This is a genomic window from Paenibacillus sp. PAMC21692, from assembly GCF_014303795.1.
Classification (GTDB): domain Bacteria; phylum Bacillota; class Bacilli; order Paenibacillales; family Paenibacillaceae; genus Pristimantibacillus; species Pristimantibacillus agaridevorans.
This window is the reverse complement of the sequence record NZ_CP060293.1, coordinates 8,351,211-8,373,654: the sequence shown is the minus strand read 5'-3', so window position 1 is coordinate 8,373,654 and position 22,444 is coordinate 8,351,211. Positions and strand designations below refer to the sequence as shown.

The 22,444-nt window shown below is 54.5% G+C and carries 13 protein-coding genes; 10 read left to right on the top strand and 3 right to left on the bottom strand.

The genetic code is table 11. From position 1 onward, the window contains the following. Positions 1 to 72: 72 nt before the first annotated feature. The 3 genes from H7F31_RS33160 to H7F31_RS33150 form a co-directional block, all read right to left on the bottom strand. The gene (locus H7F31_RS33160; RefSeq protein ID WP_187102338.1) at positions 73 to 3,891 is read right to left on the bottom strand and encodes a malectin domain-containing carbohydrate-binding protein; all 3,819 of its coding nucleotides are present in this window, start codon (positions 3,889 to 3,891) and stop codon (positions 73 to 75) included. A gap of 33 nt (positions 3,892 to 3,924) precedes the next feature. Further along, positions 3,925 to 4,914, bottom strand: a complete 990-nt coding sequence (locus tag H7F31_RS33155; RefSeq protein ID WP_187102337.1) for a Gfo/Idh/MocA family protein — start codon at positions 4,912 to 4,914, stop codon at positions 3,925 to 3,927. A gap of 497 nt (positions 4,915 to 5,411) precedes the next feature. Then, the gene (locus tag H7F31_RS33150; RefSeq protein WP_187102336.1) at positions 5,412 to 6,605 is read right to left on the bottom strand and encodes a GntR family transcriptional regulator; all 1,194 of its coding nucleotides are present in this window, start codon (positions 6,603 to 6,605) and stop codon (positions 5,412 to 5,414) included. Positions 6,606 to 6,960: 355 nt separating this feature from the next. Between H7F31_RS33150 and H7F31_RS33145 the strand changes: the two genes are divergently transcribed. The 10 genes from H7F31_RS33145 (at position 6,961) to H7F31_RS33100 (ending at position 22,439) form a co-directional block, all read left to right on the top strand. After that, on the top strand, positions 6,961 to 8,094 hold the full coding sequence (locus H7F31_RS33145) for an ABC transporter ATP-binding protein (RefSeq protein WP_187102335.1): 1,134 nt from the start codon (positions 6,961 to 6,963) through the stop codon (positions 8,092 to 8,094). Then, positions 8,091 to 11,051: an extracellular solute-binding protein gene (locus H7F31_RS33140; protein WP_187102334.1), complete on the top strand. Its 2,961-nt coding sequence runs from the start codon at positions 8,091 to 8,093 to the stop codon at positions 11,049 to 11,051. The genes H7F31_RS33145 and H7F31_RS33140 overlap by 4 nt, the downstream gene beginning before the upstream one ends. A gap of 1 nt (position 11,052) precedes the next feature. Next, positions 11,053 to 12,054 (top strand): carbohydrate ABC transporter permease, encoded by a 1,002-nt coding sequence (locus H7F31_RS33135; protein WP_187102333.1) that lies wholly within the window; start codon positions 11,053 to 11,055, stop codon positions 12,052 to 12,054. A 1-nt stretch (position 12,055) separates the two neighbouring features. Then, complete coding sequence (locus H7F31_RS33130; protein WP_187102332.1) at positions 12,056 to 12,913, top strand: carbohydrate ABC transporter permease; 858 nt, start codon at positions 12,056 to 12,058, stop codon at positions 12,911 to 12,913. A gap of 100 nt (positions 12,914 to 13,013) precedes the next feature. Then, complete coding sequence (locus H7F31_RS33125) at positions 13,014 to 14,441, top strand: ABC transporter substrate-binding protein (protein WP_187102331.1); 1,428 nt, start codon at positions 13,014 to 13,016, stop codon at positions 14,439 to 14,441. A gap of 140 nt (positions 14,442 to 14,581) precedes the next feature. After that, on the top strand, positions 14,582 to 16,660 hold the full coding sequence (locus tag H7F31_RS33120) for a YIP1 family protein (protein WP_187102330.1): 2,079 nt from the start codon (positions 14,582 to 14,584) through the stop codon (positions 16,658 to 16,660). Further along, on the top strand, positions 16,653 to 18,869 hold the full coding sequence (locus tag H7F31_RS33115; RefSeq protein WP_187102329.1) for a DUF5696 domain-containing protein: 2,217 nt from the start codon (positions 16,653 to 16,655) through the stop codon (positions 18,867 to 18,869). The genes H7F31_RS33120 and H7F31_RS33115 overlap by 8 nt, the downstream gene beginning before the upstream one ends. Further along, the gene (locus tag H7F31_RS33110; RefSeq protein WP_187102328.1) at positions 18,866 to 19,777 is read left to right on the top strand and encodes a carbohydrate ABC transporter permease; all 912 of its coding nucleotides are present in this window, start codon (positions 18,866 to 18,868) and stop codon (positions 19,775 to 19,777) included. Before H7F31_RS33115 ends, H7F31_RS33110 begins: the two co-directional genes overlap by 4 nt. Beyond that, positions 19,777 to 20,757 carry a carbohydrate ABC transporter permease gene (locus tag H7F31_RS33105; RefSeq protein ID WP_187102327.1) on the top strand — a complete coding sequence of 327 codons (981 nt, stop codon included), beginning with the start codon at positions 19,777 to 19,779 and terminating at the stop codon, positions 20,755 to 20,757. The genes H7F31_RS33110 and H7F31_RS33105 overlap by 1 nt, the downstream gene beginning before the upstream one ends. 116 nt (positions 20,758 to 20,873) lie before the next feature. Further along, positions 20,874 to 22,439, top strand: coding sequence for a right-handed parallel beta-helix repeat-containing protein (locus tag H7F31_RS33100; protein ID WP_187102326.1), 1,566 nt, complete (start codon positions 20,874 to 20,876; stop codon positions 22,437 to 22,439). The last annotated feature ends 5 nt before the right edge of the window (positions 22,440 to 22,444 follow it).

Below are 22,444 nucleotides of genomic sequence, written 5' to 3'. Positions count from 1 at the left end.
GCCCGTCAGGACAATTCCTGACGGGCTTCAGAACGTTTGCGCGCTATTCCAGAACTCGGCGGCATTGGCCGCCTAACGCGTACGCGCCACTTCGATGGCGTTGACGGCCGCCGCATCGGCTAGAGCACTGAAGTCGATGTCCAGCACGCCGTCCGTTACGGCAATGTTGCCGAAGGTGTACCTGCGCGCCTTATCGTGTCCGAGCGCTCCCGTATAGTTGTCGTAGCCCGACAGCATGTTCGCCCCTTCGATGTCGACGTTGAATATCCTTATATCGCCTGCATTGTAGTAGATCTCCGCGAAGTCGAGCGTTACTTTATAAGTGCCGTTCGGAACGTTGAACTTGTAAGCGAACGCGTTGCCTCCGCTGCCGAAACGCTGAGTGCGATACAGCGCCTGGTCGCTCGTTCCCGATATCGTATCCGTCGTTGCGGTGACGGATGTCGTGGACGTCGTATACCCCCATGTATTGGCGCCCGCGTATGGCTGATCCGCCGCCCAAAGGAGTCCGCCCGAATCACTGTAGGATGTGGAGGACCCTACGTTCACTCGTTGCTCGTAAGCGTCGACCACGTTGATGGTCCAGGTCTTGACGGTGCCGAAGGTCGCTACTCCGTCCTGAATCATGCCTGTGCTGAAGGTGTAGGTACCCGGCGTTGCCGGTGCCTGGATGCTGAATGTAAAGCTCTTGCGCTGGTTGGTTGCGATCGTCTCCGAGCCGGGCAGGAAGGCGCGCTGATTGGTCGCGCTCAGGCTGTAGCCGCCGCTAACAAAGTCGCTCCAGCCGAATTGATTGGTCGGACCGGCATAAAGCCTGTACATATTCGCCTCCGTCCATTCGTTCGCGCCGGCATTCTGAACATCGATGCTCACGCCGGCCTTGCTGCCGGCCGCCATAACGGTCGGCACTTCCCACCCCGCGAACTTCGCATCCCTTGGATCGGCGACGCGGATGGTGAAGGTCTTCGCGGCGCCGAAGCCTGCGCTGCCGTTGTTTAACTGCATCGAAAGCGTATAGTTGCCCGGCGTGCTCGGCGCGGTCACGAAGAAGGAGAAGGTCTTCGCCTGTTCGGTCTTAATACGCTCCGACGCGCTCATATATACGCTCTGATTGCTTGCGCCGACGCTCGTGCCGCCGTAAGGGAAGCGGCTCCAGGTCAATTGATTGGTACTGGCGCTCTTAAGCGTGTAGTTGCCCGCGCGGGTCCAGTCGTTCGTTCCCGTGTTCCTGAAGCTGACGGAGACGGGGACGACGTCGCCTGGCGCCACGTATTCGGGGATATTGTCATGGAAGCTAACCGCATCGTTGACCGAAGCGCCGCCCGGCGTGACGCGGATGTCGTATACCCCCGTATCGCCGAAGAGAGCGGTGCCGTCCTTGATCATCTGGATCGCGAAGCTGTAGACGCCTCTCGTTCGCGGCGCGGCGATGGAGAAGCTGAACGTCTTGCTCCCGCCGGGGGCGATGCTGTCCGAGGCGCTCAGGTAAACGCGCTGATTATTGACGCCGCTGCTGTATCCGCCGCCGCTGCCGAACGCGCTCCACAGTACCTGGTTGCTGTCCGGAATGGCCGAAAGTCTAAAGTTGTTGGCGGCCGTCCATGTGCTCGTGCCGATGTTCTTCACCGTGACGGAAACCGTGGATACCTGCTCCTCGTTCATGACGGATGGAACAGTGACGGCCGTAATGCGCGCCGCATTGGCCGGAACCGGGACGACCTGAACCGTCTTCTTGCGGTTGTCTCCGAACAGGGCTATGCCATCCCGAATCATCGAAGTGCCGAACAGGTAACTGCCGGGCGTTGTCGGCGCCTGCACCTGGAAGGTGAACGTCTTGGTCTGCTGCGGCGCGACGCTGTCCGACGATGCCAGAAAGACCCGCTGATTGCCGGCAGCCAAGGAATAACCGCCGTCAGGGAAGTCGCTCCAGACGAGCGCATTGTCCGTCGTTGCGGCTAATCTGAAATTGTTGGCGGCCGTCCATGCGGCGCTGCCGACATTGCGGACGGTGACGGATGCCGTATACTTCTGGCCGGCGATCATTTGATCCGGAAGCTGGAGATCCAGGATAATAGCGTCGTTAGCTACATTGCCCTTGACCTTCTGTCTGATCAGCGAAGCATAGGTGTACGGATCAACCGCCTCGTAATTGTACTCGGGATGTTCGGCCTTGATCTTCTTCATGACTCCATTGATATATTCGGTTGAGGTAAAAGCGGGCTTGATGTACAGGAAGTTGGGCGTCGTTCCCGGGCTTGTCAACGCTGCCGTCGCGCTGTAAATTTGGGCTGCCTGCGCATTGACGTTGTTGGTGGCAATCGGCACGTTGTCGCCCATCACGACCATGTTCGTGCTTCGTACATCCGGCTTGGGCGAGCTGAGATTGGGATTGTAGACCAGGGACAGGTCGTTCGAGAACCAGCGGTATACCTCCTCCGAGGACGGGGAGACGACTCCGGCGTTGCCGTTCAGGACGAAGCCGGACATCGTGTAGCCCGTCGAGCGGTAAAGCTGCTCGTTCCAACTTTTCCAGACGGGAACATCCTTAATGAAGTCCGGATTGGCATACCCGCCCGCGCCGGCACCCGCAACCAGGTAGTCGCCCGACGTTGCCGTATCGTAGAGGAATTGCATGATGTCCCCGGCGTTTCGGGTGGCAGGCACGATATTCCACGCGATCGGCGTCTTGCCCCTGGCAGGGTCCGCATTCCACACGTAAGGGAATTGATAATGAACGGTCGAGGAGTCGTGATCGCCCATTCCCCACAGGATATAGGTTTTGTTGGCGAGAGTAGGACGGCTGCCGGCCTCGTTCGCCGGCTTCAAATTCGTCGCGACGGGCGACCACCAATGAACGGACATATTGGAGTCGCCCATCGTATCGAGGATGCTGACAATGGCTGCGTTGTACTTGGAGAGCAGCTCGACCGTCTTCCATTCGCCCTCGAACTCCGTATGGGACCCTTTGCCGCCGTAAGTCGAATATTTGTCCCACCATGGGAAAAATCCGTAAACCTCGATCATGGTTTTGTTTCCGTGCAAGGCGTACGCCGACTGAAGGATGGCGAGGAAGGTTTCCAGATCCTTGCCAAGCGTCTGATTGGGGGCATCGAAAGGCCGTTCGTCGCCCCAAGGGCTCAGGTCGAATACGAAGCCCTTGCGCATGACGAGTATGTCTCTTGCGGATACGTATTCCTGCGAGTGAGTGGCGGGCAGCATCGCGTACGCGTCTTCGATGTAGCCAAGCACGCCTGCATTCGCAAGTCCCGTATCCAAATATTGCTGCTTTGCCCACACATAGGCGTCCGTCTTGGCATTGGCGCCGCTGAATTGGCCAGCCAGATTGCGCGCGACGGTCAGTCCGTTCGGCGCGGAGGTCAAGCGGGCGTAGAGGCGCCCGCCTCCCATGACGGCCGGCGTCCGCTCGATGCCGGCGATGGTCGTTGCCACGTTGGCCGTGGCATGGACCTTGGGATCCCAGACGACAAGCCCGGCCAGGTCGGCCCGGAACGTATCGACCAGCGCTTCGAGCGTGGCAATCGGGCTTACCGTATATTCGCTCAGCCACTGTCCCGGCTTGCGAAAGGTTTCCAGCCACTTTTCGTCAATCTGCAGCGATTGAACGGACGTGATGGACGGGGTCTGTACGTAGAAGGAATTGTAGACGTACAGCCGTGGTCCCTTTTGGTTGACAATCCCTTGCAATGTGGTGACAAAAAGCTTGATATCGTAAGATTCGCCCGTGTTGAACGAGCCCGAGATCTGCCGCAGATCGAACGTGTAGATGACCGGGTAGGCGGCGGCGTCGGCCTGCTTGGACTGGTAGGTTGTCAAGCCGGTTATAGCGAGCGCAAATATTAGGAACAGCTTAAACAATCGGTTCATTGTCATAAAGCACCCTCCGATACGATCGAATGTAAGGCTTTATCTAACGGATTCCAATTGACCCGAATGACTGGATCTGCGCGCCAGCAAGACGGCTCTTGCCGACGCGATGCAGTCCGCGGCGGATAGAACCTGCGGCTGCTCGCCGCGAATTCTGCGAACGAAGTCCAGACACACGCTGTCGTGCTCTTGCACCTTCTCCATCACATTGCGGTGATTTCGGTCGTGCGTGCACAAAATCACCTCGCCGGTCTTGATCAGCACTTCGATCGTGCCGTCCGTACCAACGACGAACATTCTGCAATCCCATGACGTATTGCGCGGCGTCAGCCAATCCGCCTCGATATGAACCGTGACGCCTCCCTCCAGGACGAACAGCGCCTGGGCGAAATCGATATAATCGGGCTTGTCCGCGAAAAAACGGGTATGAAGCGAACGAGCCGTCACTTCGCGGACCTCGCCGCGACTCATCCACAGGGCCAGGTCGATGTCGTGGATCATCAGATCCACGATCAGGCCGCCGTTGCGTGCATTCTCGTACATCCATGGCTCCTCGCGCTGAGCCGTCGATTCATGCGGACGCATCATGATGCAGCCCGCGATATCGCCGATCGCTCCTTGATCGATCAATTCCTTGGCCTTCACGTACAGCGGATTGAACCGCTCGGTCAGCAGAACCGAAAACTCGGCGTCCGAGACCGCAATCTGCCGCTCCAGCAGCTCCAGCTCCTCCTCGGTAATCGAGACGGGTTTGTCCGAGATGACATGCTTGCCGCGCTTTAGACATTCGATGACGGCATCGGTCTTTTGATCGTTGGGCAGGCAGACGATGGCTGTATTGCAGTCCACCTCGTCCAGCATCCGCAAATAATCCCGGTAGAACGGCACCCCGTACCGATCCGCAACCACCTGCCAGCGTTCCTCCGTCTCCATGACGGCGACCAGTTGGACATTGTCGGCTTTCAATATTTCCTGAATCGCGTACTCTCCATGAATGCGGAGACCGATTGCTACGACTTTTAATTCCATAATTTCCTCCCTTTCTTTTGGACTTCCTGCCGATTGTTTTGAGAATGCCGCTGGATAGGCTCCTCTAGGGCGTGTATGCAAACCTCGAAGGGAGCAGATTATGCCGAATTTTCGTTCCATGCAAGGCGCTTTTTCGAAGGCGTACCGGGGGTACGTCAAGGAAAAGCAACGCAGCAGGGGGCGAAAAGGCGGTGTAAGATGCCCCTAAGCGGGTTTGTATACACGTCCTAGTATAAGAGAGGAGCGAGAGACGAAAAATGAAGTATTCTACAGACACGTTTAAAAATTCTACGCACTTTGTATCCGCTTGCAAAAAACTGCGAAAAAGCCCGTCCTAACAGGCGAACCGCCCAAATCTCTCGTTCGGCTCATCCATGTTGCTTATGTAAAAAAAGACTCGCGTGAACGGGGGACACAGGTTGTAACAAAAAAATACAAACCGACAGGGACAAGCGCCGATTACCGCTTGCCCGCAATTACCCGCGCGCAATCATGTGCTAGGTGCGGCTTCTTTGTACCGCAAGCGCCCGCGCCGACCGCCCTTCAAGCAGTCGCACCGGAATATGGAGCTGCTGCGTCTGGCTTGCATTTTCGATCGCATGGATGAGCAGCTCAACGGCTGTTTGGCCAATTTGCTCGAAATCCTGCTCTATATGGGTAAAGAAGGGCTTGTGCAGGTCCAGTATACCGGGATTATCAAAGCTGATGACCGAGATGTCCTCAGGTATGCGCAAGCCCAACCGCTCGGCTGCTGTAGCCGTATAGATGGCGTCGAACGGCTGGAGCGTAAATATGGCCGTTAGCTCGCGTTGTGCGGCGAGCCACTCATAAATGCGGGTAACCGATTTATCATGATTGCGCCCGGCATGGCTGTCATCAATGCCGATAAGCCAATGCTGCGGCGACACATCGATGTTGCGGTCGGTCATCACATCCAGATAACCCTGGAAACGTTCGTCGGAGCTGGATGTCTTGGTGCGAGTCGAAGAGACGACCCCGATTTTTTCGTGCCCCAGATCCAGCAAGTATTCCGCCGCCGCCGCCCCGCCCGCGTAATTGTCCGAGTCGACAGCGTTTGTTTTAATCCCCGGCAAGTAACGGTCGATAAGGACGAACGGAAAATGCTGCAGCTTCAGCTCCAAAATCGCCTCATTGTAAATTTCACCGTCAAGGGGATAGATGATCAGCCCTTGAACGCCTAGACCAATTAGATCGTAAATGGCCGCGTTCTCCTCGGCCTGCGTGGCTGCCGTGCGGAATACCAGGGCATAACCCTCCTGGCGGGAGCGGCTTTCGATACTGATTAGCAGCCTGGACATTAATTGGTCTGTGCCCGGAAACATAATGACGCCCAGCATCATGGGGCCTTTGTGGGGAGTGCCGGTTCTAGCCGGACTTGTGCTCCCTGTCCGTACCGGCGCTTGCTCGGCGCCAGCCAACGGAAGGTCCTCATTTACGGGATGGGAGCTATCGTCCACAACAAATGTTCCTTTGCCGGCCACCCTGTATACCAGTCCTTCTTCCACCAGCCCGCGAATCGCTGCTGTTACGGTAGCCCGGCTTGTTTGAAATCGCTGCATCAATTCCGTTTCGGTAGGCAACTGATCTCCGGGACGGAGCGATTGGTTGGTAATCAAGCCTCGCATTTGGGTTCTGATCGTTCGGTAAAGCGGGGTTTTATTTCTGCTCATAGACTGCACCTCTATATAGGGTCCGATTTATTTGAGAAGTTTGCTTACAAATCAAAAGAAAACAAACAATAGAATGTACAAATGTATTATAGACCTTTGAATGCCTATTTGTATAGCTTTTTATTTACCAGCAGTAAGCTAAAAGTCTATTTAATACATACAAATGAGAGGGAATACCTCTAAATAATGCATCATATTTGTATTGACAGTAAAATTATTATAATGTATTCTCTCGTTGACGGGAATTAAGGCTTAGTGAGGATGTACGGCATTTAATCAAATGTATGCAATACATTAATACAATTGATGCATTTCCTCGAATTTATTCATTCGTGTTAGGAGGCGGGTGATCGGTATGGGCAGCTTGAGTTGTCGACATATTTACAAGTATTACAAGGGGGAGCAGCGGGCTTCGGTCAAGGATTTCAACCTGGAGGTAGAGGATGGCGAGTTTATCGTCCTTGTTGGACCCTCGGGATGCGGAAAGTCCACGATGCTGCGCATGATCGCCGGGCTGGAGGAAATTTCGGAAGGGGATTTGTATATAGAGAATCGCTACGTGAATTATGTTTCGCCCAAAAATCGAGACATTTCCATGGTGTTTCAAAATTACGCCCTGTACCCGAATTTATCCGTGTATGAAAACATTGCCCTGGGCCTTAAGCTGCGGAAGCAGGCGAAGCACGAGATAGAGCTCAAGGTAAACCGCACGGCTAAAGTGTTGGAAATCTCGCATTTGCTGGAAAAGCTCCCGGGACAGCTTTCCGGCGGGCAGAAGCAGCGCGTGGCGCTGGGCAGGGCGATTGTCCGCGAGCCGCAAGTATTTTTGATGGATGAGCCTCTATCCAATCTGGACGCCAAATTACGCGCACAGACCCGTGCTGAAATTATGAAGCTGCATAGCCAGCTTAAGACGACGACCATCTATGTGACGCATGATCAGACAGAGGCGATGACGATGGGCTCGCGCATCGTCATTATGAAGGATGGAGAGATTCAGCAGGTGGCACCGCCCCAACAAATGTACGATCAGCCGTGCAACTTGTTCGTCGCCGGGTTTATCGGCAGCCCGCAGATGAACTTCATTGCGGGAACGATTACCCGCCGTGAAGGCGAGGTCTGCTTCGAGACCAAGCGGGTACGCTGGGCGTTGCCGTCGCGCCACGTAGAGGCGCTGAACTCGGCGGGTCAGAACCTGCGCCAAGTCGTTCTAGGCGTCCGGCCGGAGCATATTCGCATCGGGGGAGCCGCCGGGCAGCCGTTCGTTGGCACGGCCCAAGGCCGGATCGAGATGATGGAGCAGATGGGCGCCGACACCTATTTGTTCGTTGATATCAATGAAAGGGCGAATATTATCGTCCGTACCGAAGCGCATAGCGGCCTCACGGTGGGCGATAGCATCGAAGTCGGGTTTCGGATGGAACGGGTGCATCTCTTTGATGCGGAGCAAGGCCATAATCTGGTGCTGCAAGAGGCCATTCGGGCATGAGGGCGCTGCGTAATAAGCGATTGCTGGCCATTGCCGCTGTTGTTGCCGCATTATTGTTTTTCTTTCTCTACCGTACATACGCGCCCAAGCCGTCCTACCCCACTCTCGACAGGACGACGCTGATGCCATTTCTCCAATCGGATGACCAAACGCCGAATTACTTTACTTATCTGGGCAGTCTGCCCGAATTCACGGCGAATGCGGCTCAGACCCAGCGGGAGACAATTATTAAAGCTTCCGATTTCACGGCAGTCGGGGAAGGAACGCCAATCTCGATTACAGACGAAATTGCAAGCGCTTCCGAAATGTTGTTGTGGGATGGCGGGTCTGGTTGGGTGGAATGGGAAGTAGAGGTGCCGGTCGAGGGACTGTATACGATCGAGGTTGCCTACGAGCCACAAGAGGGCAGCTTTGCAAGCGTCGTGCGCGGCATGCAAGTCGACGGGGAGTATCCGTTTGAGGAGGCTGGCCGCCTAACCTTGCCCCGGAACTGGAAAGATGCGGTTTACCCTTACAAAAAGGATGCGCTGGGCAACGAGCTGCGTCCGGTTACGGAGCAAATGCAGTCCGTCATGACGGAACCGCTCGCCGACTTTACGCTGTCTTCCGAACCGTTGATATGGCACTTCACTGCCGGAGCGCATACGCTGCGGATGGTCGGGCAACGGGAGCCTGTTGCCCTCGCTTCTATCGGCATCGTGCCCTATACGCCGCCGATTTCCTATAGCGCTTACAAAGCTGTCAATAGTACGGCCGTAACGCAGGACGGCAACGAAGCGGACGACTGGTATACCCTGCTGGAAGCGGAAGGATACACGCGCAAGTCGGATCCGGGCATCCAGACTTCCTCTTATTCGGAACCGCATATTTCGCCGGACCCGAAGGGGAGGACCGCCTATAATGTGCTGGGCGGCGACCGGTGGAAGAAGGCGGGAGATTGGGTGGAATGGGAAGTGGATGTTCCCGTGTCGGGGTTCTATGAGCTGGAGATCAAATATTTGCAATCCATGCAGACGACAAGCACGTACCACACGATTACAATCGACGGCGAAGTGCCGTTCAGCGAGCTGCTCGCTTATGAGAAGAAAACAAACAGCAGTTTCCAGTTGCATCCGTTGCAAGGGGAATCGGGGGAACCTTTCCGATTCTATCTCGAAGCAGGCAAACGCAAGCTGCGTATTACGGCAGACGCCTCGCCGGTAGCGCCGGCTGTGTATGCTCTGCAAAATATGCTGCAGGAGCTCTCGCTGCTGGATAAGGATATGCGCCTCATAACGGGGAATTACAGTGCGACCGGCGCGGATCAGGATTTAAACCGTTCATGGGAAATCAAGCGTTATGATCCGGAAATTGAAGCCAAGCTGGAATTGCTCGTAGAGAAGTCGGAAGCGATAGCCGCTTACGTCGACGGACTCAGCGGGCGGCAAACGCCAGTCTCCTCGGCGCTCAAAGTCGCCCTTAGCACATACCGCGACATGCTGGAAGACGTCAATGAGATTCCGAATCAGATGAAGGAATTTTCCAGGATTCAGAGCAGCCTCGGGACATGGATTTCCCAGATGGCGGAGCAGAAGATGATGCTGGATTACATCGTGCTGAAGACGCCGGGAACCGATACCGGGCTGAAGGAATCCACAGCGCTCAGCCGCGCGTCTTACATGGGGGTCAATTTCTTCCGCACGTTCTATATGGATTACAGCCGCAAGTCGCTTAACAAAGACAAGGCGCTGACGGTCTGGGTCGGCAGGGGCAGGGACTACGTTGACATCATGCAGGAAATGATTGATCAGCAATTTACGCCGCAGACAGGTATACCGGTCAACGTAAATCTAATGCCGAACCCCAACGCGCTCATTCTTGGCAACGCCGCAGGAGATCAGCCGGATGTCGCGCTCGGCATTGCGACCGAGACGGCAATTGAATATGCGATGCGGGGAGCGATTGCGGATCTAGAGCAATTTGACAACTTTGAGGAGGTTCTGGCGCGCTTCCATCCCGGCGTCATGCGCGCTCATCAATATGACGGCGGCACTTATGCCTTGCCGGAGCTGCAAAATTTCCAACTGATGTTCTACCGGACCGACGTGTTCGAGCAGCTCGGCATCGAGCCGCCCGATACGTGGGAGGATGTATTCCGAATTATGCCGACATTGCTGGAGAAGGGGATGACGTTCTATTATCCCCCAGGCGACTTTTCTACCATCTTCTATCAAAATGGGGCCGAATTCTGGGACGGCACGGGAATGAGCAGCTATTTAGGCGACTCGGCGTCAGTCAAAGCATTTAAGCAATGGACCGATATGTTTACCAAACATAGCTTGCCCCTGGAAATCCCGGCCTTCTTCGAGCACTTCCGCCTCGGCGATCTGCCGATCGGACTTGGGGACTTAACTACGTATGTGCAGTTGTCCGTCGCGGCGCCGGATATTATCGGGCAATGGGCAGTAGCGCCTATTCCGGGTGTAAAGCAAGCGGACGGGACAGTCGCGCGCTGGTCGCAGCAAGGCACGGTGAGCGGCATGATTATGAAAAAGAGCGATAAATACGAGGAGTCCTGGGCCTTTCTGGACTGGTGGACTTCGGAGCAGGTGCAAGCCGAGTTTGGCAACAGCATGGAGTCGCTGTACGGACTGGAATATCGCTGGAATACAGCGAACGTAGACGCCATGGCAAGCCTTTCCTGGTCAGGCAGCGAACTGGAGGCCTTGCATGAACAGGCGCGCTGGGTCAAAAATATACCACTGGTGCCGGGACATTACTTCCTGGGACGGGAGCTGGGCTTCGCCTGGAACAGCGTCGTGCTGTCCGGCGAGCCGTTCATTGAGGCGCTGGAGCAAGCGCGCAATTCCTTACAGCGCGAAATGTGGCGCAAACAGAAGGACCTTGGATTGCAAGCGGATACAGACCTTGGCATCGTTCCATACCAGACGCCATTTTTTATGAAAGGGGGGGAATAACATGGACCGATCCCAGGCTGCAGCATCTGGCACAACAACATCGGCGGCGCCGGATACGGCGCCCCGCAGGTCGCCTCCCCTTTTTGTCCGCAGGCTGAGGGGGATGTTCCTTAATGCCTGGCGGGACAGGGTGGCGTATCTATTTATTGCTCCCTTTGCAATTAGCTTTACAATCTTTATCCTGCTGCCGGTCATCATGGCGGCATTGCTAAGCGTAACGTCCTTTAATGGTTTTTCCTGGCCGAGGTTTATCGGGCTGGACAATTACCTGGCACTGCTGACTCAGGATTTTATCTTTATGAAGCATGCCTTGCCGAACACCTTCAAATTTGCCTTGCTGGTCGGTCCCGGCGGTTATTTCTTGTCGTTTGCATTCGCTTGGCTGATCACTCGCCTGCCCAAAAAGATGCGGGATGTCTACACCCTTGCTTTCTATACGCCTTCGCTGGCCGGCGGAGTTGCGCTGACCGTCGTATGGGCGGCCACATTTAGCGGCGACAAGGTAGGTTATCTAAACAGCCTGCTGTTGCGATTCGGCATTATCGATTCGCCGCAGCTATGGCTGGCAGACCCGAAATATTTGATGACGATCATGATTATCGTCAGCTTGTGGACCAGCTTTAGCGTCGGCTTCCTGGCGATGCTCGCAGGCTTGCAGACGGTTAACCCCGAGCTGTATGAAGCGGGCAAGATCGACGGGATCAAGAGCTCTCTGCAAGAAGTGTTCTATATTACGGTCCCGTCCATGAAGCCGCAGATGCTGTTTAGCGCCGTCATGACGATTGTGGGGACGCTGAAGGCGGGCGCGATCTCCACGGCGTTGACCGGAGCCGTTATTACACCGCAATATGCCGGACATTTGTTTATTAATCATATTGATGATTATGCGTTTATCCGGTTTGAGCTCGGCTACGCTTCCGCATTGTGCGTCGTGCTGCTGATCGTCAGCTATGCCGTGATGAAGCTATGCTACAGGCTGTTTGCCCCGAAGGAGGAGGAGTAGTATGCGCAGGCGCTTGCGGAAGCTGGGCTTCTCCGGCGTAATGCTGTTCGTGGGCTTGACAGGGCTGGCGGTCTTCATGCTCATTCCGATTGTGTATATCTTTAACCATGCATTCAAGCCGCTCGACGAGATGTTTCTGTTCCCGCCGCGCATCCTGGTGGAGCAGCCGACGATGGCGAACTTTGATCGCCTGTTCTTCGCGACCTCTGGGGACACGTTGCCGTTCACCCGTTATTTGTTTAATAGCGTCCTTATCGTGACCGCAACGGTCCTTGCCGTGATTGCCGTCAGCTCCACGGCGGCGTATGCGATTGCCAAGCTGCGATTCGGCATGAAGGGCGTCATCATGGCACTTATTTACATCTCATTGATGTTCGCGGCGGAGACCGTTTCGATTCCCCGGTACTTGATTATTAGCGCACTGGGGATCAATGATACGTACTTCGCGCATATTTTGCCCTTCTTGGCATCGCCGGTTGCCGTGTTTCTGATGATGGCCTTCATAGGCCAGATTCCGAACGACCTGATCGAGGCGGCCAAGCTTGACGGCGCGTCCGAAGCGACCATATTCGCCCGTATCGTCATGCCGCTCGCGGCCCCGGCCGTAGCGACCATCGCGATCCTGACATTCCAGGGGGTATGGGGCGATGTAGAAGCATCTACCCTCTATGTCCAGGATGAAGCGCTTAAGAACTTGGCTTATTATGTGTCTACGCTCGTCAATGGCGCCCAGAACAACGTTGCCGGCCAAGGCCTGATGGCTGCAGCATCGCTGCTGATGTTTGTCCCGAACCTGATCATCTTTCTTATGTTCCAGAAAAGGGTCATGGAAACGATGCTGCATTCCGGGGTGAAATAATAGTTCGACCATGAAAGGGGGTGGGCCGTCCTGCCGGAGCTAGGACACAATGAATCAATTATTACGAAATCAAAAATTCACTTTTAGGGGGAAAACGAACATGCATCTAAAAAAGCGAATTTCACTGCTTGTCAGCGTAATATTTGTTTTGAGTTTTGTTCTGATGGCTTGCACCAACAACGGTAAGGACGGCAATACAGATCCGGTAAACACAAATGGGCCGGAGAATACAGGCCAGGAGCAAAATAACAATGACGGAGGCGATCAGGGGGCGGAAGAAGCCGTCTACGATCCAACGGCCAACAAAGAGCCTGTTACCCTTACTGTTATGAACTGGGGCGGTGCCCCGGCTGAATTCTTTAAGCCGCTCTATGACGAATTTACCAAAAAATATCCGTGGATTACCGTAGAGATGCTGGCCTCCGGCGGCGCAGACGTCGAAGGGATGTCGACGCTGGCGGCGCTGCAGTCTTCCGGCAATCCCCCTGACTTGGCTTGGGTAGCGAGTATTGCCAGTTGGAACGAGGGCGGCAATCTGGAGGACTTGAAGCCCTATATCGACAAAGATCCGGTTGTAAAAACGTTGGGCATCAAGGACGGCTTCCTTGAAACCTGGGCGATTAACGACCAGGTACTGGCCCTCCCTTGGACAGATGATCCTTGGCCCATCGTTATTAACAAGGATCTGATGGCGAAGCACGGAATCGAAATGCCGTCCAATGATTGGACTTACGAGGATTTCCGCCGAATGGCCATCCAGGCTACCGACCATGCGGCCGGAGAGTATGGCATATCTTTCAACGGCGTATTCAAAACCTCGATGCCCTATTTGCTTGCGATCGCCAACGGACACGCTTCGGGCTTGAATTTCATGAACGAGAACAACACCCAAAGCATGCTGCACACGCCTGAGGTCATGGCAGACCTGAAGTGGCTGCATGATCTGTACAACGTAGATAAAACGATGATGGACGTTGCGACATTAAACGCGTCCGGCTACGGCGAGGGCGGCGACTTTATGGCAGGCAAAGCGTTATTTAGCATTGCCCAGCCGCTCAAACAACTGAGCGATATGGTTGATTTCGAGTGGGATATCCTTCCCGCCCCGCGCGGAAGCGTTTCTCAGCCCAACATGCGCAACACATCGCCATTGGCTATGCTGAGCGCGTCCAAAAACAAAGATGCAGCCTGGTTGTTCATTCGCTTCCAATTCGAGTATGAGGCAAACAAATGGCGCATCGACAATATCGGTTTCCCGTCCATGGTCGCCAATGCCGAACTGGATCAATTGCTTGCAAGCGTGTATGACGGCAAAAACTTCGAGGCGCTGCAAATCAGCTCGACGACTTGTTGTACGTCCGACGGCCCGATGATCTATGATTACTCGGCCATGCATGATGGCATCTATATGTCCGCGGTAATGAGCTATTTCAATGATAATACGGACATCTCTTCCGTTATTCCGGCGATCGAAGATTACAACAATCGTGCAACTGAGTATTGGAAGAAAATGGGCGTAATACGATGACGATAAATAGCCGGCGATACGCCGAGTAGCAGGAAAATGGATGAGCGGGAAGCGGGAGCGAAGCAGCGTGCTTCGGCTCCCGCAGCCAGCTGCCAAGGGAGCATGGCGAAACGATTATGATGCAAGGGGGGCTTAAACGGATGTTCCCGACCCACCATTTCTGGAAGCAGCCGAGGCGACTGCGGTTTTATCGGATGGTGTTGCTTGGCTTATGGATGCTTGCAGGCTTGGCGGCAGCTGCACCGGTTCAGGCCATGATTCCTTATGACACCGAATACTACGAGCACAACCTCAAGTTTTGGGTATATGTTCAACCCATCTATATTCCTCATCGCTACATTACAGGAGAAAGCGAGTTTGGTCCCGGTTTTACAAAGCCAAGCGATCTGTACATAGCCGGGGATGGCCGGGTGTTTGTAGCAGATACGGGCAATAACCGGATTGTCGTCCTGGATCGTCAAGGGGAAGTGGTCGCCGTAGTCGGTACCGGTGAAGGAGAAGGCAAGCTGAGCGCCCCGGAGGGCGTCTTTGTCGACACAGCCGGCAAGATCTATGTAGCGGATACAGGAAACAAGCGGATTGCCGTATTTGATGCGCAAGGCCAGTTCATCCGCGAGTATGTGCGCCCGGATTCCAACTTGCTACCGGCCGCGGATCAATATTTCTTCGTGCCGAGCAAGCTCGTGGTCGATGTGCGAGGCGTTATGTATATTGTTGTAAAGGGATCGTACCAAGGCGTTCTTCGCATGGATGGCAATGGCGAATTTACCGGCTTTTTTGGCGCGAACAAGACGCCTGTCACCTTCCTTGACCGGCTCAAGGGAAGCTGGATGACCAAGGAGCAACGGGCCAAGGAAATCGCCAAACGACCGTTGGAGGTACGTAATCTCGCCCTTGATGGCGAGGGTTTCATTTATACAACAACCCAGGCATTTTCGGGGCAAGTGAAGCGGTTGAACGCCAGCGGAACCGATACGCTCAAAGGAAAGACGTTTTCGAATGCGGACATGATTACCGATGTCGCCGTGGATGAAGACGGCATGATGTATTTGCTGGATGCCGAGAAGGGCAAAGCGACGATCTACACATCCGAGGGACAGCCATTGTTTACCTTTGGCGACCGCCAGATGACAGCCCTGCAATTCGGCGTGCTCAGCCAGCCGTCCTCCATTGCAGTCGGCGGCGATGATGAGCTGTGGATCGCCGATTCGCATCTGGGCGTCGTAGAAATTTTCAAGAAAACCGAATTTGGCGACAACGTCATGAAGGCGGTCAAATACGATTTAATTGGCGATTATGAGCAGAGCAAACCTTATTGGCAAGCTGCGATCGAGCAAAATGACTATTTGTCGATCGCGTACCGCGGTCTTGGACATTCGTATTATCGTGAGAATAACAATGAGCAAGCTATTGAAAATTATCGCATCTCCTTTGATGCGACAGGCTATTCCGATGCTTTCTGGAATATCAGGTTGAAATGGCTGCAAACGAATTTTGTATATTTACTGGGCGTTTTGGCCGTCGGCCTATGGGGCGTTGTCAGAGGTTTGCGGTTGCTCAAACGATGGATAAAAAGGCGCCAATGGTCGCCGCGCTTGGCGGGATACGGATCCGAATTGAAAGCCGCGTGGTATCTGCTCTTTCATCCTTACAACGGCTTCTACCAGTTAAAAGATCGCAGAATATCCTTTGCCGTGCTGGCTCTGCTGGCATTATTGGCAATCGGGACCCGATTGCTTAATGTCTACGGCGTGGGATTTGTCTTTAATCCGATGGATCGCAGCTGGATCAGCCTGCCCTGGACATTGATCGGCTTTGTCGTGCCCTGGTTTACATGGGTGATCGCCAACTATCTGGTCAGCACGGTCAAGGATGGCGAAGGACGTTTCCGGGAAGTGCTGCAAACAAGCATCTATGCCATGATCCCTTATGTCGTCTGGGTGCCGCTGCTCACGTTGCTGTCGCATTTTATCGTGCTGGAGGAGCGCATTCTCTATGATGCGGGGATACGGATTGTAAACATCTGGGTGATCATCATGTTTTTCGTGATGACCCAGGTCATTCATAACTTTGAATTTATGGAAACGGCCAAAAATGCGATTATCAGTGTCATTACGATTGTCCTCATTTGGATTTTCGTAGTTATTATGGGCGGCCTTGGGTACAATCTGTTCGACTTCTTCGGCCAAGTTATCAGGGAGGTGAAGCTGTATGGTTAAGCGGCTGCGGATGACCAAGCGCCGGTGGCTTCTCCTGGCAGTCGTTCTTGCGGTCCTTGCGGCAGCAATGCTTATGCTCCTTCCCGGCAAACCGTCCCCGACGCTGGATGAAATCGGGTTATCCAAACAATCGGATGCCAGGCTGGCGCTTCTGCCCGCTGCCGGCGGGCTTCCCGGGCGCGGGCAGCAAGATGGAGAAGGATTTCTGCCTGTGCTGGAAAATGCCAGGTTCCGCTTGTGGCTTCAACCGGAGCTAAGTCAGATCGCCGTGGAGGAAATGGCGACAGGCAAGCGCTGGCGGAGTAACCCGCCCGAGAGTGCCCTTGAGGGGGAAAGCGTAAAGGGCTTGCTTCTGGCCAACCTGAAGTCGCCGTTTTTGCTTGAATATACGAAGGACGGGAAGACGCAACGCGAGGTGACAAATGCTGCGGACAAAAACCTCAAGATGGCTTACACCGTCGAAAACGATATTCTGCAAGTGAATTATTCCGTTGCTAATCTGGGGCTTGGCGTTGCCTTGCAATACAAGCTGACCGACCATGGACTTGTCGCGGCAGTGCCTGCAGAGGGCATCACGGAAACGTCGGATCGCCGTATTCTGTCGCTGAGCCTGCTGCCTTTCTTCGGGGCGGCGTCCCAATCGTCGAAGGACGGCTATCTGTTCGTCCCCGACGGTCCCGGCGGTCTGATCTATTTTGACCGCGTCAGGACGATTGCGGAGGGGAAGCGGTATTCGCAGCCGATCTATGGCTTCGAGACCGCGAACAGGATGGGTAGCGAGTCGATGCGCGAAATGATCAGCTATCCGGTATTCGGGCTTAAGGACGGGGATCAAGCTTTCGCCGCCATAATCTCCTCTGGCGAGATGACGGCCAATATCGAAGGCATGCCTTCGGGAGAAGTTTCGACTTTCCATTCGATCTATCCAGAATTTATTTACCGCCAAGAGTACGGTCAACGCATGAGCCGTCTGTCTGCGCCGGTTGTTATGATTCAGAAGGATCGCGTCATGCAAGACCGGGTTGTCGAATATCGTCTATTGTCCGATTCCGAAGCGGGTTACGTTGGGATGGCTCATGCCTATAGGGGCTACTTGCAGGAAACCGGGCAACTGGGCGAGCCGCTGCAGCCTGCTCATGAGGTGCCGCTGGAACTCGCGTTGCTGGGCGGCGATTCGCGTCCGACCTCGTTTGGAACCAGCTTTGTCCCGGTGACCACTTTCGGGCAAGCCGAAGAGATTGTTGCGCGGCTGCAGGAGATCGGCATTGGCAACATGCGCGTCACGTACGCCGGCTGGCTGGAGGACGGAACCCGGAAGACGAATTCCGATTTTACCATTGAGCCGAAGCTGGGCGGCAAGAGCGGACTTCAAGGTCTGGCTGCGAAATTGCGGCAGTCGGGCGTAGAAACCTTCCGCCTGGAAGCCGACCTGGTATGGATGGACAGCTCACGCTCCGGCGCGCTTACCCGGGAAGAAGGCATCCGCAGCATCGACGGAACGGTTTACTATAATGCATGGGACTGGTTTGTCCTTAACCCTTCTTACGGCGTTCGTCAGGCGATGCAATGGTGGGAGGAGATGAGCGGGCTCGGCGTAAACGGCATCCATTTCGAAGAGATGGGCCGAAGAGTATTCCGCGACTACAACAACTCGGAGATAATCGAGCGGGAAGATACGGCCGCGCTCTATACAAGCTTGTTCAACAAGCTGCGGGAGCAGTCGGCCAATGTGTCCGTCCGGCGCGCGAACGCGTATACTTTGTCCGGAATCGACCATTTTGGCAATATGCCGCTCAGCTCCAGTTATGATTTCATTCTCGATGAGTCGGTTCCGTTCTACCCGATCGCCTTGCACGGCTATATGACCTATAGCGGTCCGCCTGGCAATATGCGGGATATGTATAAAGAAGAGCAATTGAAAGCGATCGAATACGGAGCCGTTCCGTTCTTCCTGTTGACGTACGATCCGCCGCGCAGCCTGACCAATACGGGGACATGGGTGTTCAGCAGCGAGTATCGCCTGTGGGAGGAACGAATCAAGCAAGAGCTCGAGATGTTCCGGCAGTTGGCTCCCGTCCAGCATTTGACGATCGCCGACCATAAGCGTCTGCGGGATGGCGTATATGTCACCGTATACGAGGATGGGACGGAAGTGGAAGTGAATTACGGCAGCGGAACATTCGAGGTAAGAAGGGGGAGCGGGCCATGAGTGCAGCGAGCAGCCAGGATGAACGCAAGCTCCGCCTCCGCCAGCGCTTGTTGCGCGTGCTCGAAGAGCAGGGGCTGGGGTACCTGTTTATGGCTCCCTGGGCAATCGGTTTTTTCGTTTTTATGGCCATTCCGTTAGGGTGGTCGCTGTACCTGACGTTTAACAAAGTCATACTTACCCCGGATGGATTCAAGTATACGTGGAGAGGTTTCGGAAACTTTCATGACGCCATTTTGGTAGACAATACCTTTCCGGTCAATCTGCTGACGTATGTACAGGAAGTTATCCTGATGATTCCGATCATCGTAATCTTCGCCCTGTTTGTGGCGCTGCTGCTTAACCAGCGGTTTCCGGGGCGGTTTCTGTTCCGGGCGATCTTCTTTTTGCCGGTCATCTTTGCTACGGGCCAGGTACTGACGGAATTGTTCTCCCAGGGCGCGGGTGAACTGCCGTTTATCGACCAGTACAATATCAAACCTCTGGTCAATCAGTATATTGGACCAAAGATGGCGGAGCCGATTATCAATATTCTCGGCAAGGTCGTTATTATCCTCTGGTATTCCGGGGTGCAAATTTTGATCTTTATCGCGGGGTTCCAGACGATTTCCCGCTCCGTATATGAGGCGGTCCGCATTGATGGAGCGACGCCTTGGGAGAGCTTTTGGAAAATCACGCTGCCTGGCGCAGTGCCATTTATCGGTCTAAATGCCATATACACGATTGTAGATTTGTTTACCTTCCCGCTTAATCCGGTGCTGGAGGAAGTTCGCGACAATATGTTTAAGCCGGATACCGGTTACGGCTACGCGAGTGCTTTGGCATGGATTTATTTTGTAATTATATTGGCGTTGCTGGGTGTTGTCATGTGGCTGCTGCACCGTGCGACGCTGCGAAGGAGGCGGGCATGATGGAAAGCTTGCCAAGCCAGTGGCAACAGGCCAAGCAGCAAATACAGCGTGTCTGGTTCGGGCGCGGGGCGCAGAAGGCCAAGCGGCTGGTGATTGGTCAAAACCTGAATGACGGGATCGCGGCCAAGGCTATTATTATGATGATGTTGTCCTTTATCGCCTACTTGTATTTGCAACCGCTGCTATATATGGTAACGACGATGATTAAGCCGTTGGCGGATCTGCTCGATCCCACGATCAAGTGGATTCCGCGCAGCCTGGACTGGTCCAACCTGCAAAAGGCATGGTATGGCCTGCAATATCCGGAGGCGTTTCGCAATACGCTCTTTATTGCCCTGTGCTGCTCGATCTTTCAGGTAGCCGTATGCGCCATTACCGGCTATGCGCTGGCGCGACTGCAATTTTTCGGGCGAAATTTTGCCTTCTTTCTTATTATTCTGACGTTCCTGGTCCCGCCGCAGATTATCATTATTCCGTTGTATACGATCTACGGGCAACTGGGTTGGTTGAATACGCCGCTCGTATTCCTCATTCCGGCCTTGTTCGGGCAGGGGCTGCGCAGCGCGCTGTTTATCATTATTTTTCGCCAATTCTTCTCGACGCTGCCCAAGGCGCTCGAAGAGGCGGCGAAGATGGACGGGGCGTCCGGGTTATACTTGTTCGCCCGCATCATGCTGCCGCTGGCGCGTCCGGCTGCGCTGGTCGTGTTCCTGTTCTCGTTTATCTGGTATTGGAACATGTATTACGAGCCGTCGATGTTTCTCAGCACCAACTTTACGCCATTGTCGATCCGCCTCTCCAGTCTGGAAACCGTGTTGCTCGGCCCTAACTTGACGGGCTTGGTAACGGCGCAGAATCCGATTACGGAAGGTACGAAGATGGCGGGCGCATTTATGATCATTGCACCTCCGCTGCTTGTTTATATGGTTACCCAGCGCTGGTTTGTCGAGAGTATCGACAGAACGGGCCTGATCGAGTAGCGGCCAGGCCCAAATTGGAGGATCGCCGGGCAGCAGGGAAGTGGAATGGCCTGAGTGTGCGCGGCAGGTTTGATTTCAGAAGGCATGTCATTAATTGACAGGAGGAATGAGGACGGATGACACAGGAGGAGCAATTAGGCAAGGAGAGATCAATCAATCGTAGGCAATTGCTGAAAGGGCTTGGAATAGCCGGAATTGCCGGAATAGCGGGGTTTGGATTAATGGAGGCAAAGCAGGGAAGTTGGGATTTCGAAGCGGATTCATCCGCCCATGCGGAGGCGGCAGGGGGATCCTGTTGCTGCAATGTTAAGGATTTCGGCGCCGTGGGGGATGGGGTAACAGACGATACGGCTGCGATACAAAGGGCGCTGGATACCTGCCGTGTCGTCAATCTTCCTGCCGGCGTGTACAAAACAACCGGAACGTTGTATGTGCCGTCGAATGGCGGCCTTGTGGGGCAAGCCAGCTCGAACTGGGATTTTCCGAGCTTTGGGACATGGATTGTTTCGTCGGCGGCCATCGCCATCCAGATAGGCAAGGATACCGACTTCGTGACATCTACGGTGCTCGATAAGCTGGCGGTCAAGCGGAGCGGATTCGTTAACGGCGGTTCCGTATCCGGGACGGGAATTGTCTATTACAGCGCTTATTATTCCTCCTCCCGCGACGTGTATGTGGAAGGGTTTGAGACAGGCATTCAATTGGGGGCCGCGGCTTCGCCTCACAAGGGGCTGGGGCTGACGTTCAAAAATACAAATGTAGCCGGATGCAACGTATGCATCCATGCACTCAAAGCGGCGGACGTATCGTTTTACGGGGGCAGAATCGGCATGAACGGCGTGGATGCCGCCCGCGGCACGGGATTCAAGGTTTCGGGAAATTGCGACAGTATTGCCGCCTACCGGTTGATCATCGCCAACAATTACGGCTTCGATCACTGTGTGCATATTACCAATGGCCAGGCGATTTTTTGGGTGACGTTTACCGATTGCGATATGGAAACCGCTACGACGGCCGCTTTCGCATGCGATACCCTTGCCACCTTTGTGCGCGTTGAGAACACATGGGTCGGATCGCCCGCCCCCTTTGTCGTTTCCGCAGGCAGCCGTTTTATTTTTACGCGCAATACGTTTGCCAACCATGACGGGCTGCCGAGGGCCGTGCACCTGACGGGAGGAAGCTACATTGAGGTAAGCAATAATGACTTTATGTCTTCGCCATCCAATCAGATCGAGATTACGAACGCTGCCGGCGTAAAGGTATTGGCGAACAATCTGCTCGGCGGCGCCGGCATAGGAGTTAGAATTGCGCCTACAACAACAACGGGGGAAGTGGGCGGCCATCAGATCAGCTCCAATGAGATTGCCAATGCGGGCGACAACGGAATCAGTATTGCGGCAAATGCCAAGCTGTCCAAAATTTCGATTACGGACAATCATATCGTTAATTTTGTGAATTTCGGCATTCTCGTCGCGGGTACGGGGCCGGCGAAGTGCAACTATACGATTACGGGAAATGTCATTGCAACCTCCCAAACATCGGGGGCAGGCAGAGGCGTGAACATTGCAAGCGGAGGCATCGACTATTACGTTGTGACCGGCAATGATACAAGCTCTTGCCCGGCTCCTACCATTCATGATGCGGGTGGAAGCCATAAGGTGGTTGCCAATAATCTGAGTTGAATGGA

Bases quoted from the DNA above. Each gene is read 5' to 3' on its own strand.
- H7F31_RS33160 (WP_187102338.1), bottom strand. From the start codon at position 3,891: ATGACAATGAACCGATTGTTTAAGCTGTTCCTAATATTTGCGCTCGCT.
- H7F31_RS33155 (WP_187102337.1), bottom strand. From the start codon at position 4,914: ATGGAATTAAAAGTCGTAGCAATCGGTCTCCGCATTCATGGAGAGTAC.
- H7F31_RS33150 (WP_187102336.1), bottom strand. From the start codon at position 6,605: ATGAGCAGAAATAAAACCCCGCTTTACCGAACGATCAGAACCCAAATG.
- H7F31_RS33145 (WP_187102335.1), top strand. From the start codon at position 6,961: ATGGGCAGCTTGAGTTGTCGACATATTTACAAGTATTACAAGGGGGAG.
- H7F31_RS33140 (WP_187102334.1), top strand. From the start codon at position 8,091: ATGAGGGCGCTGCGTAATAAGCGATTGCTGGCCATTGCCGCTGTTGTT.
- H7F31_RS33135 (WP_187102333.1), top strand. From the start codon at position 11,053: ATGGACCGATCCCAGGCTGCAGCATCTGGCACAACAACATCGGCGGCG.
- H7F31_RS33130 (WP_187102332.1), top strand. From the start codon at position 12,056: ATGCGCAGGCGCTTGCGGAAGCTGGGCTTCTCCGGCGTAATGCTGTTC.
- H7F31_RS33125 (WP_187102331.1), top strand. From the start codon at position 13,014: ATGCATCTAAAAAAGCGAATTTCACTGCTTGTCAGCGTAATATTTGTT.
- H7F31_RS33120 (WP_187102330.1), top strand. From the start codon at position 14,582: ATGTTCCCGACCCACCATTTCTGGAAGCAGCCGAGGCGACTGCGGTTT.
- H7F31_RS33115 (WP_187102329.1), top strand. From the start codon at position 16,653: ATGGTTAAGCGGCTGCGGATGACCAAGCGCCGGTGGCTTCTCCTGGCA.
- H7F31_RS33110 (WP_187102328.1), top strand. From the start codon at position 18,866: ATGAGTGCAGCGAGCAGCCAGGATGAACGCAAGCTCCGCCTCCGCCAG.
- H7F31_RS33105 (WP_187102327.1), top strand. From the start codon at position 19,777: ATGGAAAGCTTGCCAAGCCAGTGGCAACAGGCCAAGCAGCAAATACAG.
- H7F31_RS33100 (WP_187102326.1), top strand. From the start codon at position 20,874: ATGACACAGGAGGAGCAATTAGGCAAGGAGAGATCAATCAATCGTAGG.